Below are 15,466 nucleotides of genomic sequence, written 5' to 3'. Positions count from 1 at the left end.
CGGCGCGCTTCGTTACCGGCCGGTGCCGTTCGTTACGGGCCCGGGTTCTTCGTTATCCGTTGGAGGCCGTTCGGGGCCTGCTAGAAGCCCTCGTCACCGGACACATGCCCCTGGAGCACCCGGACAAGCCCCTTCTCCCTGTCGTCCTCAAGACCTTCGTTGAACGCGTTGTCGTACGCCGGACCCCCGACGGCTTCCCGGGCCTGGCGCTCCCACTCGGCGCGTACAGCGGCGAGTTCGGGGCTGCCGCCCTCCGGGTGGCCGATCATGTGCCAGTGGGCGAGCCCCGCGCCGTACGCGTGCGCGGCACCGACGCCGTTGCCCTGGGCGGCCATCGCACCCGCGAGCAGATCGAGGCCCAGCGCGATGCCGAAGCTGTCGCGCAGCTCGAACTTGCCCAGCAGCATCGCCCGCGCGTGGCCCTCCGCCTCGCGCGGTTTGCCCTTCATGAGCTGGACCAGGGCGAGTTGGTGGTCGGCGTAGGCCCTGGACCACCGTTCGCCGTAGCGCAGGCTCAGCCGCTGGACGGCGGTGGCCTCCTCGCCCGCCTCGTCGAGCCGGCCGAGGGCGGAGAGGGCGAAGACCCGTATGACCATGCAGCGCAGTTGCGAGGGGGTCTTGACCGGGTCGCCCGACAGGGTGCGCACGGCCCGGTCGCAGAGCGTGTAGGCGGCCTGGGGCCTGCCCATCAGCAGCGAGGTGAAGCCGAGGGTGTGCGCGGCCAGCAGCCGGGACTCGGGGTCCTTGTCGTGCCAGGCGGAGATGCCGCACTCCTCGCCGTAGCGGTACGCGGCTTCGTGGTCGCCCTGGAGCGCGAGGACGATGCCGAGCGCCCACAGGGCGCGGGTGTGGTCGGGGCCCGGCGCGTCGTGGGCGTCGACGGCGCGCTCCAGGAAGTTGCGGGCCTCGTGCAGATGGCCGCAGCAGCTCCAGAACAGCCCGGCGCGGCCGGCCATTTCGACGGCGGTCGCCGGGTCGGTGCGCAGCAGGTGCTCGATGGCGGCGCACAGATCGGCGTGCGTGTCGGCGACCCGGCGGTACCAGGCGACCTGGCGCGGGCCCAGCCAGCCCGCGTACGCCTGCCGGGTCAGCTCGGCGAAGTGCGCGGCGTGCCGGTCGGCGATGAGCTGCTCCTCGCCGAGTTCGGCGAGCCACATGGCGCCGTACTCGCGCAGGGTGTCCAGCATCCGGTAGCGGCTGCCGTCCTGGCGGAGCACGGACTGGGCGGTGAGTCCGGCGAGCGCCGCCGGGATGTCGGCGGCGGCGAGCGGACCGCCCGTGCAGACGGCGACGGCGTCCTCGGCGTCGATCTGGCCCCGGAAGACGGAGAGTCTGGCCCACAGCAGACGTTCGAGCGGTGCGCAGAGTTCGTGGCTCCAGCCGATGGCCGTGCGCAGGGCGCGGTGGCGCTGCGGCCAGACGCTCTTGTCGGTGAGGATGTCGAACCGGGAGGTGAGGCGGGCCGCGATCTGTTCGACGCTGCTGTCGCCGAGCCGGGCGCAGGCGAGTTCGACGGCGAGCGGGATGCCTTCGAGCCTGCGGCAGATCTCGGCCGCGGCGACGGCGGTGCGCGGGTCGTCGAGGCTCAGGTGCGGTGCGATACGGGCGGCGCGGTCGCGGAAGAGCTGGAGGGCGTCCTCTTCCCCGTCGAGCGGCAGCGGGGTGACGTCGATGCGGTGTTCGTCCGTCGCGCCGAGCGGATGCCGGCTGGTGGCGAGGACGGTGAGGCCGGGCGCCGCAGTGAGGAGTTCGCCGACGAGGTGGCGGCAGGCGTCCACGAGCCGTTCGCAGCAGTCGAGGACGAGCAGCAGCTTCCTGTTCGCGAGCCATTCGCAGAGCGCTTCGACGGGGCTGCGCGTGGTGTGGTCGAGGAGTCCGACGGCTTCGGAGACGGTGGAGAGCAGCAGCCGCTCGTCGTACAGCGGCGAGAGGTCGACCCAGGCGACTCCGTCGGGGCGGCGCTCGACCGCCGTACGGGCAGCGCGCAGGGCGAGCCGGCTCTTGCCGACACCACCGCTGCCGATCAGGGTGATCAGCCGGTGCTTCTCGATCGATGCTTCCAGGACGGCCAGTTCGGTCCTGCGCCCCACGAAGCTGGTCGTCTCACGCGGAAGGTTTCCCACCACGGGACACAGTTTGGCGCAGTTGCGGCTCGCTGTCGGCACCCGTGGCGGGATCTGTCACAAACCCGTTGACGTCATTGGCCGGTTTCCGCCGGGTGCGCGGACCACCAGACCGTGGTGTCGGCGGGCAGTACGGTCTTGTCGGCGGCCAGCGGTCCGCTGGCGAGCAGCACGCTGCCGTACCCGGCGAGGCGTACGGGGCTGTCCGTCGTGTTGACGGCGCAGACGAAACCCGGGCGGCCGAAGACGAGTACGCCGTCCGGTGCTTCGAGCCATTCCACCTCGGCCCCCGCGCCGAGGCCGGGGTGGTCCTTCCGTGCGGCGAGCGCCGCGCGGTACATCTCCAGGGTGGAACCGGGGTCGCCGGTCTGCGCCTCGACGCTCAGCCCGGCCCAGCTCTCGGGCTGCGGCAGCCAACTGCCGCCCGCGCCGAAGCCGTACGAGCCGCCGTCCCTGGTCCAGGGGATCGGCACCCGGCAGCCGTCGCGGAAGCCGTCCTGGCCGGCCGCGCGGAAGAACGACGGGTCCTGCCGCACCTCGTCGGGCAGGTCGGTGACATCGGGCAGCCCCAACTCCTCGCCCTGGTAGAGGTAGGCGGAGCCGGGCAGCGCCAGCATCAGCAGCGTCGCCGCGCGGGCCCTGCGCAGCCCCAGTTCGCGGTCGCCGGGCTGCCGGGTCTGGATGCCCGCGCCCGGCGGACCGGCGAAGCGGGTGGCGTGCCGCGTCACGTCGTGGTTGGAGAGCACCCAGGTGGTGGGCGCGCCGACGGGGCGCATCGCGGCGAGCGAGAGGTCGATGACCTGGCGCAGCTCGTCGGCCCGCCAGGCGGCGCTCAGATACTGGAAGTTGAACGCCTGGTGGAGTTCGTCCGGGCGGACGTAGTTCGCCGTACGGTCGACGGTCGGGGTCCAGGCCTCGGCGACGGCGATCCGCTCGCCGGGGTAACTGTCCAGCAGGACGCGCCAGTCGCGGTAGATCTCGTGCACGCCGTCCTGGTCGAAGAACGGCAGGATGCCGTCGGCGAGCAGCCGGACCGTGCCGCCGTCGCCGATGTCGGGCATGCCGGGCGCCTTGACGAGGCCGTGGGCGACGTCGATCCGGAAGCCGTCGACGCCCGCGTCGAGCCAGAAGCGCAGGATCGAGCGGAACTCGTCGGCGACCGCCGGGTGGTCCCAGTTGAAGTCGGGCTGCTCGGGTGCGAAGAGATGCAGATACCAGTCGCCGGGCGCGCCGTCGGGGTCGGTGGTGCGGGTCCAGGCGGGGCCGCCGAAGACCGAGGGCCAGTCGTTGGGCGGCAGTTCGCCGTCGGGGCCCTTGCCCGGACGGAAGTGGTAGCGGGCGCGCAGCGCGGATCCGGGGCCGTCCCGCAGGGCCTGCCGGAACCACGGGTGGTCGCTGGACGAGTGGTTGGGCACGAGATCGAAGATGACGCGCAGACCGAGCACGTGGGCGTCGCGGATCAGCGCCCGCGCGTCGTCGAGCGTGCCGAACATCGGGTCGACGGCGCGGTAGTCGGCGACGTCGTACCCGGCGTCGGCCTGCGGGGACGCGTAGAAGGGGCTCAGCCACACCGCGTCGACGCCGAGGTCCCTGAGGTGCGGCAGCCGGCCGCGCACCCCGGTGAGATCGCCCATGCCGTCGCCGTTGGCGTCGGCGAAGCTGCGCGGGTAGACCTGGTAGATCACCGCGTCCCGCCACCAGCCGGAGCTGGGCACCGGTGCGCGGCGCCCGGAGGCGCCGACGGCGGTCGCGGCGATGTGCTGGGTCATGATGTCCCTGAAGTGTCTTGTTGTCGCTTGATGTGGCTTGATGCCGGAATTCGCGGCCCTGTTCGCGACTGCCCGCGAATGCGGGCCCCCCGCCGCCGGGGGATGATCGGTCGGATGGTGGGTATCTGGCAAACTCTCTCACTATGGGTGAAACGACCGTGCAATCGCAGGAAGGCCGACCGGCTGCCACGTCACCCACGAAGGACGAGGAAGCCGAGGCGTCAGAAGTGACAGAACCGCAGGCCACGGCAGCCCGCCGGAGCTGGATCCAGCGGGCGAGGACGCCCCGCCACCCACGGATCTGGTTCGAGATCCTGCTGATCGGCGTCAGTTACTGGGTATATTCGCTGATCCGGAACGCGGTCCCCGAACAGCGCGTCAAAGCCTTGCACAATGCGAACTGGATTTGGCATACCGAACACACTTTGGGAATCGCGTTCGAACAAACGGTCAATCACGCCTTGAATTCTGTGACCTGGCTTATTGTAAGCATGAACTACTACTACGCAACTCTGCACTTCATTGTCACCATCGGTGTGCTCATCTGGTTGTACCGCCGCCATCCGGGCCGTTATGCCGCCGCCCGGCTCGCCCTTTTCGCGACCACCGTGGTGGCCCTGCTCGGTTACTACCTGTATCCGCTGGCGCCGCCGCGGCTGATGACGCACACCCACTTCATCGACACGGTCGCCGTGCACCAGACCTGGGGCTCGATGTCGGCGGGCAGCCTCAAGCAGGTGTCGAACCAGTACGCGGCCATGCCGTCGATGCACATCGGCTGGTCCCTGTGGTGCGGGATCACCATCTTCGCGCTGGCCAAGGCGCCCTGGGCGCGGATCCTGGGCCTGCTCTACCCGTGTGTCACGCTGCTGGTCATCGTCTCCACCGCCAACCACTTCGTGCTGGACGCGGTCGGCGGGGCGCTCTGCCTGGCCTTCGGGTACGGCGTGTCGTACGCGTGGTACCGGCGGCTGCCGTACCAACTGCCCAGACTCCCGGCGGCAGACGAGAAGCAGCGGGCGTCCGTCGGCTCCTGAGCGGCCCGCTGTCCGGGGCGCCCGGTCACGCGGCGCGCGCTACGTCGCGTCGTAGAACAGCTCCTCCATCACGGCGCGCGCCCTGCGCGTCGTACGGCGGTAGTCCTCCAGCATGTCGCCGATGTGGCCGGGTCCGTAGCCGAGGTAGCGGCCCATCGCGCCCAACTCCCGGCCGTCGGAGGGGAACGTGTCGCCGGGCCTGCCCCGCACCAGCATCACGCCGTTGCGTACCCGCGTCGCCAGGACCCACGCCTCGTCCAGCGTCCGCGCCTCCTCCTCGCCGAGCAGACCCGCGTCCCGCGCGGCGGCGAGCGCGGCGCGGGTGCGGGTGGTGCGCAGCCCCGGCTCCGCCCACGCGTGCCGCATCTGGATGAGCTGGACCGTCCACTCGACGTCGGAGAGCCCGCCGCGGCCCAGTTTGGTGTGCAGGGTCGGGTCGGCGCCGCGCGGCATCCGCTCCGTCTCCATCCGCGCCTTGAGCCGGCGGATCTCCCGTACCGCGTCCTCGCCGAGGCCCTCGACGGGGTAGCGCAGCGGGTCGATCAGCTCGATGAACCGGCGGCCCAGGTCAGCGTCGCCCGCCATCGGCTCGGCGCGCAGCAGGGCCTGGCTCTCCCAGCCCAGCGACCAGCGGCGGTAGTACGCGGCGTAGGAGGCGAGCGTGCGGACCAGCGGGCCGCTCTTGCCCTCGGGGCGCAGATCGGCGTCGATCATCAGCGGCGGGTCGGCCGTGGGGATCTGCAGCAGCCTGCGCATCTCGGCGACGACGGTGTTGGCGGCGCGGGCCGCCTCCGGCTCGTCCACGCCTTCCCGCGGCTCGTGCACGAAGAGCACGTCGGCGTCGGAGCCGTACGCCAGTTCGTGGCCGCCGAAGCGGCCCATGCCGATGACGGTGAAGCGGGTGGGCAGGGTGTCGCCCCACTCCGCCCGCACGGCGGCGCGCAGGGCGCCCGCCAGGGTGGCGGCGTTGAGGTCGGTGAGGGCGTTGCCGACCCGGTCGACCAGTGCGCCGGGATCCTCCTCCGCCGGGCTGTCCTCCGTACCGTACGAGCCGATGAGGTCGGCGGCGGCGGTACGGAACAGCTCCCGCCTGCGCACGCCGCGCGCCGAAGCGACGGCGCCCTCTGCGGTGTCGGCCCTGCCGACGGCGGCGATGACCTCCTGCTCAAGGCCCGCGCGGGCGCGCGGCTCAAGACCGTGCGGGTCGCCGAGGATGGCGACCGCCTCGGGCGCCCGCAGCAGCAGGTCGGGGGCGAGTCGCCCGGCCGACAGGACACGCGCCAGATTTTCGGCGGCCGCGCCCTCGTCCCGCAGCAGCCGCAGATACCAAGGCGTCTTGCCGAGGGCGTCGGAGACCTTGCGGAAGCCCAGCAGCCCGGCGTCCGGGTCGGCGGAGTCGGCGAACCAGCCGAGCAGCACCGGCAGCAGCGTCCGCTGGATGGCCGCCTTGCGGCTCACGCCCGACGACAGCGCCTCCAGATGCCGCAGCGCTGCCACCGGGTCGGCGTAGCCGAGCGCTTCGAGCCGCTGCCCAGCCGCCTTCGCGCTGAGCCGGATCTCCCCGGGGGCGAGCTGGGCGACGGCGTCGAGCAGCGGCCGGTAGAACAGCTTCTCGTGCAGCCGGCGCACCACCGAGGCGTGCCGCTTCCACGCCTTGTTCAGCTCGGCGACCGGATCGCCGCGCAGGCCGAGGGAGCGGCCGAGCCTGCGCAGATCCGCCTCGCCCTCGGGCACGAGATGGGTGCGGCGCAGCCGGAAGAGCTGGATGCGGTGCTCCATGGTGCGCAAGAAGCGGTACGCCTCGTCCAGTTGGGCGGCGTCCGCCCTGCCGACGTAGCCGCCGGCCGCGAGGGCGGCCAGCGCTTCGAGCGTCGAACTGCGCCGCAGCGACGAGTCGTTGCGGCCGTGCACCAACTGCAGGAGCTGCACGGCGAATTCGACGTCCCGCAGGCCGCCGGGCCCGAGCTTCAGCTCGCGCTCGACCTGCCCGGCCGGGATGTTGTCGACGACCCTGCGGCGCATCTGCTGCACGTCGGGCACGAAGTGGTCGCGCTCGGCCGCCTGCCAGACCAGGGGGGCGAGCGCATCGATGTACTCGGCGCCGAGCGCCGCGTCCCCCGCCACCGGACGTGCCTTGAGCAGCGCCTGGAACTCCCAGGTCTTGGCCCAGCGCTGGTAGTAGGCGAGATGGCTGCTGAGCGTGCGGACGAGCGGCCCGTTGCGGCCCTCGGGCCGCAGATTCGCGTCGACGGGCCAGATGGTCCCCTCGGCGTTCGTCTCGGAGCAGATCCGCATGAGGTGCGAGGCGAGCCGGGTGGCCGCCTGGACGGCCCTGCCCTCGTCGGCGTCGTCGGGCGCGTCCTCGGGGAGGTCGCCGACGAAGATCACGTCCACGTCGGAGACGTAGTTCAGCTCATGGCCGCCGCACTTGCCCATGGCGATGACGGCGAGCCGGCAGGCCGCCGCGTCCTCGGGCGCGGCGGCGCAGGCCATCTTCAGCGCCGCGCGCAGGGTGGCGGTGGCGAGGTCGGCCAGCTCGGCCGCCGCCTGCGCCACGTCCGTCGTACCGCACACGTCCCTGGCGGCGATGGCGAGCAGGCAGCGGCGGTAGGCGACCCGCAGCGACACGGGGTCGGTGGCGCCGGCCAGGCCGCGCTCGAACTCGGCGACACCGGGGTGCAGGTCGGCGGACTCGTAGGTGACCAGGACCTGCCAGTCCGCCGGGTGCCTGGCCAGATGGTCGCCGAGCGCCTCGGAGGCCCCGAGCACCCCGAGCAGCCGGTCCCGCAGCGGCTTCGCCGTGACCAGTGTGTCCAGCAGGACGCTGCGCTCCTTCGGCTCCTGCGCCTCGGCCAGCCGGACGAGGCCGCGCAGGGCCAGATCGGGATCGGCGGTGGCGCCGAGCGCGTCGAGGAGCAGCGGGTCGGACCGTATGCCGGACATCTCGGGGGCGTCGAGGAACCGCTCGGCGGTGGAGGGGTCGGTGAAGCCGTGCCGCAGCAGACGGGTGAACGTACTGCTCCTGCGCCCCGGCAACGACGTCATCTGGGTCTCTCTCTCCTGTCGCACCGCCCCCGGACCACGGGGGTCCCGGGCCTGCCGGGCCTCTCGGACCTGCCGGACCTCTCGGATCAAGGTCCGGATCCGAGAGTAGCCGCAGCCCAGCGATGAGTCTCGACCGCGCGCACGGTCTGCATTCTGCGTAGGGCAGGAGCCAACGTACGGAGCGAACGACCGAGAGGACCGCGTCATGGCGCAGCAGACACCGCGTACCGAGCTGGACGCCCGTTACGGCGAACCGCAGGCCACCGCGACGGAGTGGGGGCGGGCGGTGGCACTGCTGACGGAGGCGGAGGTGTTCTGGCTGACGACGGTACGTCCGGAGGGCCGCCCGCACGTCACCCCGCTGCTGGCGGTGTGGTCGGACGGCGCGCTGTACTTCTGCACGGGGGCGCGGGAGCGCAAGGCGCGCAATCTCGCCGACAACCCGGAGGTGGTGCTGACCACCGGCACGAACGCCCTGCACGGCGGCTGCGACCTGGTCGTCGAGGGCCGGGCGGTACGGGTGACGGACGACGCCCGGCTGACCGCGCTCGCCACGGCGTGGGAGGGCAAGTACGGCGCTGACTGGCACTTCGACGTACGGGACGGCGCGTTCACCGGCGAGCAGGGCAATGTGGCGTACGTCTTCGAGGTGGCGCCGCGCACGGCGTTCGGCTTCGGGAAGGCGCCGTACAGCCAGACGCGGTGGGAGTTCGGGTGAGGTGTCAGGGGGCGGCCCGGTCGACCGGGGCCGCTGTGGGCGAGCGCCGCGACACGGCCAGCACAATGGTCAGCCCCAGGCCGACGCCCAGCCACACCAGCAGCGCCCAGAGCGCACGGATGATCCAATCGCCTTCCTCAAGACCTTGGATGACGAGATAGCAGGACGCCGACACCAGGGAGACGAACGAGAGCAGTTCACCGGAACCCGAGGGAAGCCCGGAAACCCCCTCCCCCATCGCCGAGACGGCACCGGCCACCAGCAGGGAGAGTGGTAGTTCCAGAATTCCGACGAGCAGCATCCACCAGGAGAAATCGACCACGAGCCCGCCGACGGCGCAGGCCAAAGGCACGCCGATGATCGAGCAGCCGAGAAGCGCGCTTTCCATGTCGGGCCTGGTCTTGCTCCACAGCACGTTCAACACCAGCGCGACGGCCAGCGCGATCGCCGGGGCCCACCACAACTCCGTCTTCGGAGTGGTCGCGATCAACCCGACGTTGACGGCGGCGCCGCCCAGTACGACGACCCGTCTGGTCGTCCGGCGCGACAGCCGGTCCGGCACGGCGGGTTTGGTCTTGGCAGCCGGCGCCGGGCTGACCGCTGCCGGCTCCTCAACGACCGGCGCCGCCACGGGCGAGTTGACCACCGGCGGCTTCGCCGGAGCCGGGACCGGGGCCGTGGCCGTCGGCGCGAAGGCGTCAGCCACGCGCACCGGCGGAGGCACCGGCGGCGCGCTCACGCGCGGCGGCGCGGCCTGCGCCTGCGCTCCGTCCGGGAGCGCGCCGATCCGGTCCGCCACCGTGCGGGCGTCGGCCGGGCGCAGGTCCGGGTCCTTGGCGAGCAGGTCGAGCACCAGCGCGTCCCACTCGGGCCCGAGCCCCGGCCGGTGGGCGCTGGGCGGAGTCGGCGGCTCGTCCAGGTGTTTGCGCAGCACCACGTGCCACGCGCTCGCGGGGAACGGCGTACTGCCGGTCAGCAGTACGTACAGCACACAGCCGAGCGAGTAGAGGTCGCTGCGCGCGTCGAGCGCGCGGTCGCCGCGCGCCTGTTCCGGTGACATGTAGGCGGGCGTGCCCATCATGCCGCCGGACGCGGTGAGCGTGGTGAGGTCGGTGGTGCCGGTGAACCGGGCGAGACCGAAGTCGAGGACGACAGCGCGTCCGTCCTCGTTGAACATCACGTTCGCCGGTTTGAGGTCGCGGTGCACGATGTCCGCCTTGTGGGCGACCTCCAGGGCCCGGCAGATGTCCCGCGCCCATGCCTTGATTTGGGCGAGATCCGTCCGCGTACCGTTCAGCAGGCGGTCGAGGGAGCGGCCGGGCAGCTCCTCCATCACCAGGAACAGCACGGTGCCGGTGGGCAGTTCCTCCGTACCCGAGTCGTGGACGGTGACGATGTGCGGGCTGTTGAGCCGGGCCGCCGCCATCGCCTCGCGTTCGAACCGCTCCGCCGACACCCGCTCGGCCTCATCACCCAGCCCCGCCTGCGCGTTGAGCGTCTTCACCGCGACCGGGCGGCGCAGCCGCTCGTCCGTGGCGTGCCACACCGTGCCCATACCGCCCGAGCCGATGCGCGCGCCGATCCGGTAGCGACCGGCCAGCAGTGTGCCTTCCACGCGGCATCTCCCCCTCTTCCACGACGTTCGCAGTCTGTCACCGGTGGTTGGCTTGCTGTGTGACTTCGGACAAGGAATCGCCGACCCGGGCCCCGGACGTGCTGGCCCGGATCGACCGCTATCAGGACGCGCTCCCCCGCAGGGCCGGGCGGGCGGAGGACTTCGGGCCGTTGACGCTATTCGTACGGCGCGACGGCGGCGGCCCGCTGCACGCCCGCCCGTCGCCCGGCGGCGCCGCCGCACGGCGGGCGGTGCGGGCGGCGGATGTCGAGCGGGTACGCGACCGGCAGCGGGCGCTGGGCGTTCCCGAGGTCTTCGAGTGGGTCGCCGAGTCGGCGCCCGAGCTGCGCGAGGCGGCGGAGGACGCCGGACTGACCGTCCTGGAAAGGCCGTTGCTGGTCTTCCCCGACGACGTACCGGCACCTCTCGCTGCGGCGGACGCCGTACCGGCCGGGATCTCGGTACGTACCGTCGCGGCCGACGACCCCAGGCTGGCGAGCGCGGTCGCCGTCGCGCATCTCGCCTTCGCCGAGCTGGGCACGCACGTCGGTACGGCGGGCGCCGCCGAACTGGCCTTCGCCGTACGGGCGTACGCCCGCGAGACCGCGCGGACGGCCGAGCAGATCCGGGCGGGTACGATGACCGTCGTCGCGGCGGTGGAGCTGGCGGCGGGCGGCAGGGCAGGAGGCGCGCTCAGCTCCGGGATGCTGCCCGGCGTGGTCGACGGCTGCACCGAGATCAGCGCGGTCGGTACCCTGCCTGCCGCGCGGCGGCGCGGACTTGCCACGGCGGTCACGGCGCGGCTGGTGGCCGAGGCACGTGAACTCGGCGCGCGGACGGTGTTCCTGGGCGCGACGGACGAGACGGTGGCCCGTATCTACGGCAGGCTCGGCTTCCGCCGCGTGGGTACGTTCCTGGAGGCGGAACCGGCGCGCTGAGCGCTTCTCCCCGTACTCACAGGTCGAGCTGGAACTCCAGCGAGGTGTGCGTGGGGACGTACCCGAGCGCGTCGTTGATGCTCCGCATGGGCTGATTGGTCTCAGCCGTATCGGTCAACAGACCTTCCAGCTCCGGGTGTTGTTCGCGCGCCTGCCGGATCGACTCGGCCTTCATCCAGCGCCCGAGGCCGTGCCCGCGGTGCTGCGGCAGCACGGCGGTGCCGTAGTGCTGGCCGTCGCCCGTCCCCGTGCCGGGAACGACCAACTCGGTGAACCCGGCGATCGAGCCGTCCGACTCGGCCACGGCGGCGACGGTGTGCAGGATGTCGCCCCGGACCTCGACGGCGCGCGCCGCGCCCTTGACCCGGTCGGCGTCCCAGACCTGCCGGCCGTGGTCGGCGTCGTCCAGCGGCATGTCGTCCATGGCCCGGCGGGACGCGGTGAAGGTGTCGAGCAGCTCGTCGGGCACGGTGCCGTCCCAGGCTGTCAGCCGGTACCCGGGGTGCGGGCGCTCGACGAGGGCGGTGAGCGCGGCGGTGTCGGCGGCGACGAGCGGCAGCCGGGTGTGCGTCAGCGCCAATACCTTCCGGAAGCCCCGGGCCGGCAGGAACTCCTCCCCCGCCGAGCCCGGGTCCGGCTGCGCGATGACGGTACGCCGCCCGTCGGCGCGGGCGGCGGCGACGGCGGCGTCCAGCAGCGCGGACCCGACCCCGGCCCGCCACTCGGCCGGATGCACCCGCAGGTCGAGTTCGGCGAGGTGTTCCTGACCGGCCCCGGTGAACATCCGCAGGAACGCCGTACCGACGGGACTTCCGTCGACGCCGATGGCGAGCCACACGAGCCGGTGGCTGGTGGCACCGCGGTCGGGATCGACGAGCGGGACGACACGTATCGGCACAGCATCTCCGTCATCAGCGGGGGGGATCGCGGCGGGGCCGCAGCGCGGGCTGCGGCGGCGATCCCCAGTATCACTGCTGGAAGTGGCCGGGTCCCACGACTTTCCACTGCTCGGTGTGCGGGGTCCTGACGGCCGGGTAGGGGACGGCGAAGTCCAGCACCTGCTTGGTGGTGCGCTTGATCGCCCACAGCGTGGGCCGCTTGGCGGACCGGTCCCAGGCGATGGCCTGGCCCTCGACGTCCGGCAGGGTGACGGTCGCGTCCCACGTCAGGTCCGAACTCTCCGCCGGGATGCTCATCACGTACGCCTCGCCGAGGTCGTGCCCGGTGAGCCAGAGCCGGCCGTCGGGGCCCCAGGAGCCACCGGAGTTGCTCATGGGCCGCACCCGGTCGAGGATCGCCTGCGGGAGCGTCCAGGACTGCTCGACGGCGAACTTGTCGTTCAGCTTCACGATCTGGGTGTTGTCCGTCCTGCCATACGGCTCGGTCTGCCCGGACCCGACGATGTCGTAGTTGGCGAACCCGGCCCACCAGGCGCCGTCGTGGCGGTCGAGCCAGGTCAGCGAGCCGCGGTAGACGCCGAAGCTGTACGTGTCGATGTGCCGCATGGTGCGGGTGTCGAAGACCTCGACCGAGCTCTTCTCGGGGTACGTGCTGTAGTTGGACGTCGCGGCGTAGAGCTTGCCGCCGACGACGGTGGCACTGTCCATGTGCGTGATGGGCCCGCCCGCGGCACCGACGAACTGGAGCAGCGGCTTGCCGGTGGCCCTGTCGTGCTTGGTGATGGTGCTGTTGTTGACCGCGTAGAAGTACTTCTTGTCGACGGCGACGCCCTGGTTGGCGTCGAAGGTGTCGTACGACCTGGCGAGCGTCGCGGTGAGCACGGGCGGCGCGGGCGCGGCGGCGGGGGCCTTGACGGGCGCCTGCACGCTGTTCGCTGCCTGTACCGGCCCGGCGGCCTGCGCGGGCAGCCCGAACCCCAGCAGCGCTCCAGTGGCGATCGAGGCGACGGCTCCGGTGAGGATCTTCGTTCTGGCGAGCATGGTGTCCTCCATGAAGGATGCGGGTCCGGCGGCAGTGACCGGACCAGCGCCTGACGCGAACTGCTTCGGCCCGCCGCCGAGAACACTCCCGCCCTGCCCGCTCCCCCGTGCAAACTCGACCCGACCGCACCATGAACCGATCACGTAGGGACGGCGCATGCCGCTATCGCTCCACCACATCGTCATCGACACCCACGACCTGCCCGCCCTGGCCCGCTTCTGGTCCCAGGTGCTGGACTGGCGGATCCTCTCCGAACGCGCCCGCGAGGTGGTGATCGGCCCGTCCGAGACCGCCCCGGTGGGAATCTGCTTCATGCCGTCCCCGGACGACAAGACCACCAAGAACCGCCTCCACCTGGACCTGACCCCGTCCCCCGAGGACCGCGACGCCGAAACCGCCCGCGTCCTCGCCCTGGGCGCGACCCGGGTGGACGTGGGCCAGTCGGGAACGGAGTCCTGGACGGTTCTCGCGGACCCGGAGGGGAACGAATTCTGCGTGATCCGCCCCAAAACGACCCTGATCGCCTGACGCCCATGACCGCCAGGCGGAGGAGCCCTCAGGAGAAGAAGCAACTGAGCTATCTCAAGGACCGGCGCAACAAGTACGGCGAGAACGACAAGCGTTCACGCAAGAGCATCCGGCACCACAAGCGGGCCACCAACAGCGCCAACCGCCGACGGATGCAACTCACCCTGGCCCGCCTGACCAACTCCCCGGTCGCCGACACCGACCCCGTCGAACGGGCCGTGTCGCGGCGGCGGCCCAAGTCGTGGAAGAAGGTTCCGGATGCGCCGCTCGGAGAGGTGGTTGTCGGGGGCCTGGAACGCCGAGTCCGCACCGGAACCGAAGACGGTCGGCGTGCGCGCGTACGTATCGCCAAGGTGCGCAGGCGACTTGGCGAATGAGGCGGGCGCCCGCCGGTCGCGGTGGAACGTCAACTGCCTGATCGCAGCTCGCTTTCGAGAAGGGCGCGGAAGGTGCGTGCGGGGCGGCCCGTGAGGCGTTGGATGGTGTCGGTGACGCGGTCCTCGGAGCCCTCGGCGATGGCCTGGTCCATGGCGGCCAGCATCGCGGCGAACTCCGCCGGGATCTGCGCCGCGAGGTGGTCGCGGAGCTGTTCGTACGACAGCGGGCGGTGGGTCACCGGGCGGCCGGTGACCTCGGTGGTGATCGCGGCGATGTCGTCGTAGCTGAGCGCCTCGGGTCCGGTGAGGACGAGATCGGCGTCGGGGGCGTGCGCGTCGGTGAGGGCGCTGACGGCGACGGCCGCGATGTCTTCGGCGTCGACGAAGCCGACGCGGCCGCTTCCGGTCGCGGACCGGATGATGCCCTCGTCGCGGATGCTCACGGCGTGTGCGTGCGCGCCGGTGAAGTTCTGCATGAACCAGGAGGGCCGCAGCACCGCCCACTCGTCGAACAGACCGGGCAGCGCCTGGTGCACCGCGCCCACCGCGGGCCCGCCCTCGGGGATGGCCGAGGAGCTGAGCAGCACCGCGCGGCGCACGCCGACCGTACGGGCCTGGCGGAGGAACGGCAGCATGACGGCCGCGGGGTCGGAGTCGCCCAGCGGCGGGATGAGATAGACGCGGTCGACCCCGTCGAGGGCGGCGGCGTGGGTGTCTGGGGCGTACCAGTCGAAACCCACCGGCTCGGCGCCCGGGACGGGAGTGGCGCGCCGGCTGGCGGCCCGGACCCGGTGGCCTGCGGCCGTGAGTTGCGCGGCGGTGCGGCTGCCGGTGGTGCCGGTCGCGCCGATGACCAGTGTGGCGGCTGCGGCGGTCATCGGTTGCTTCCCGCGAAGTCGGTGCCGGGTTCGAGCACGGCGAGGGGGTTCCAGTAGTCGCGGTACGAGGTGAAGCGGCCGTCCTGGACGGTGACGACAGCGATGTACGTCATGTCGAACGGGCTGTCGGTCTCCACCCGGCGGCCGACGCCGCGCATCTCGACCACGATGACCTCCGGATCGGCGGTCTCGTGGATCCGCAGGGCGGGGAAGTCGTGCAGATCGATGTGGTCCGGGTAGTGCCGCATGTAGTCGGCGACGGCCGCCCTGCCGTCCAGCCGCGCGGGCCAGCCGTCGGGGGCGAAGGGGAATTCCATGACGCCGCCCTCGGCCCAGAGGCCGACCCAGCCGGACATGTCCTTGTCCAGCAGCAGTCGCAGACTGTGGCGGTAGAGATCCGCCGGGGAAGTCGGTGCGGACATGAGTATCCTCCCTCTCATACAATCCGGACCTCGGGTCCGGATTGATATCGACGATACGGACCCGGGGTCCGTTTC

General features: G+C 71.9%; 13 protein-coding genes. 5 read left to right on the top strand and 8 right to left on the bottom strand.

Annotation, left to right across the window (positions count from 1 at the left end):
- Positions 1 to 80: 80 nt before the first annotated feature.
- Together ACZ63I_RS25310 and ACZ63I_RS25305 are read right to left on the bottom strand one after the other, a co-directional pair.
- Positions 81 to 2,123: an ATP-binding protein gene (locus tag ACZ63I_RS25310; protein ID WP_469341374.1), complete on the bottom strand. Its 2,043-nt coding sequence runs from the start codon at positions 2,121 to 2,123 to the stop codon at positions 81 to 83.
- Positions 2,124 to 2,197: 74 nt separating this feature from the next.
- Positions 2,198 to 3,892: a glycoside hydrolase family 13 protein gene (locus ACZ63I_RS25305; protein WP_469341281.1), complete on the bottom strand. Its 1,695-nt coding sequence runs from the start codon at positions 3,890 to 3,892 to the stop codon at positions 2,198 to 2,200.
- Between the two features lie 143 nt (positions 3,893 to 4,035).
- Here ACZ63I_RS25305 and ACZ63I_RS25300 point away from each other — a divergent pair, with 143 nt between their 5' ends.
- Complete coding sequence (locus ACZ63I_RS25300) at positions 4,036 to 4,929, top strand: phosphatase PAP2 family protein (protein WP_469341280.1); 894 nt, start codon at positions 4,036 to 4,038, stop codon at positions 4,927 to 4,929.
- A gap of 39 nt (positions 4,930 to 4,968) precedes the next feature.
- On the opposite strand, the gene ACZ63I_RS25295 is transcribed toward ACZ63I_RS25300, so the two are convergent.
- Positions 4,969 to 7,974 carry a bifunctional [glutamine synthetase] adenylyltransferase/[glutamine synthetase]-adenylyl-L-tyrosine phosphorylase gene (locus ACZ63I_RS25295; RefSeq protein ID WP_469341279.1) on the bottom strand — a complete coding sequence of 1,002 codons (3,006 nt, stop codon included), beginning with the start codon at positions 7,972 to 7,974 and terminating at the stop codon, positions 4,969 to 4,971.
- A gap of 205 nt (positions 7,975 to 8,179) precedes the next feature.
- Here ACZ63I_RS25295 and ACZ63I_RS25290 point away from each other — a divergent pair, with 205 nt between their 5' ends.
- Entirely contained in the window at positions 8,180 to 8,692 is a 513-nt protein-coding gene (locus ACZ63I_RS25290; protein WP_469341278.1) for a pyridoxamine 5'-phosphate oxidase family protein, read from the top strand.
- A 4-nt stretch (positions 8,693 to 8,696) separates the two neighbouring features.
- On the opposite strand, the gene ACZ63I_RS25285 is transcribed toward ACZ63I_RS25290, so the two are convergent.
- Entirely contained in the window at positions 8,697 to 10,307 is a 1,611-nt protein-coding gene (locus ACZ63I_RS25285) for a serine/threonine-protein kinase (protein WP_469341277.1), read from the bottom strand.
- 59 nt (positions 10,308 to 10,366) lie between these two features.
- On the opposite strand from ACZ63I_RS25285, the gene ACZ63I_RS25280 reads away from it, so the two are divergent.
- A complete protein-coding gene (locus ACZ63I_RS25280) occupies positions 10,367 to 11,245 on the top strand; it encodes a GNAT family N-acetyltransferase (protein ID WP_469341276.1) in 879 nt (292 codons plus the stop codon).
- 16 nt (positions 11,246 to 11,261) lie between these two features.
- On the opposite strand, the gene ACZ63I_RS25275 is transcribed toward ACZ63I_RS25280, so the two are convergent.
- Both ACZ63I_RS25275 and ACZ63I_RS25270 read right to left on the bottom strand, forming a co-directional pair.
- Positions 11,262 to 12,143 (bottom strand): GNAT family N-acetyltransferase, encoded by an 882-nt coding sequence (locus ACZ63I_RS25275; protein WP_469341275.1) that lies wholly within the window; start codon positions 12,141 to 12,143, stop codon positions 11,262 to 11,264.
- 70 nt (positions 12,144 to 12,213) lie between these two features.
- On the bottom strand, positions 12,214 to 13,185 hold the full coding sequence (locus ACZ63I_RS25270) for a hypothetical protein (protein WP_469341274.1): 972 nt from the start codon (positions 13,183 to 13,185) through the stop codon (positions 12,214 to 12,216).
- 157 nt (positions 13,186 to 13,342) lie between these two features.
- Between ACZ63I_RS25270 and ACZ63I_RS25265 the strand changes: the two genes are divergently transcribed.
- Together ACZ63I_RS25265 and ACZ63I_RS25260 are read left to right on the top strand one after the other, a co-directional pair.
- Positions 13,343 to 13,714, top strand: a complete 372-nt coding sequence (locus tag ACZ63I_RS25265) for a VOC family protein (protein ID WP_469341273.1) — start codon at positions 13,343 to 13,345, stop codon at positions 13,712 to 13,714.
- Positions 13,715 to 13,719: 5 nt separating this feature from the next.
- Positions 13,720 to 14,091: a hypothetical protein gene (locus ACZ63I_RS25260; protein WP_469341272.1), complete on the top strand. Its 372-nt coding sequence runs from the start codon at positions 13,720 to 13,722 to the stop codon at positions 14,089 to 14,091.
- A gap of 29 nt (positions 14,092 to 14,120) precedes the next feature.
- Here ACZ63I_RS25260 and ACZ63I_RS25255 read toward each other — a convergent pair whose 3' ends face one another.
- Both ACZ63I_RS25255 and ACZ63I_RS25250 read right to left on the bottom strand, forming a co-directional pair.
- Positions 14,121 to 14,969 carry an NmrA family NAD(P)-binding protein gene (locus ACZ63I_RS25255; protein ID WP_469341271.1) on the bottom strand — a complete coding sequence of 283 codons (849 nt, stop codon included), beginning with the start codon at positions 14,967 to 14,969 and terminating at the stop codon, positions 14,121 to 14,123.
- Complete coding sequence (locus ACZ63I_RS25250) at positions 14,966 to 15,391, bottom strand: nuclear transport factor 2 family protein (RefSeq protein ID WP_469341270.1); 426 nt, start codon at positions 15,389 to 15,391, stop codon at positions 14,966 to 14,968. The genes ACZ63I_RS25255 and ACZ63I_RS25250 overlap by 4 nt, the downstream gene beginning before the upstream one ends.
- Between the last annotated feature and the right edge of the window lie 75 nt (positions 15,392 to 15,466).

Source organism: Streptomyces sp. NPDC087906 (genome assembly GCF_055584925.1).
The sequence above is the reverse complement of the archived record's forward strand: the minus strand, read 5'-3'. Positions and strand labels throughout refer to the sequence as shown.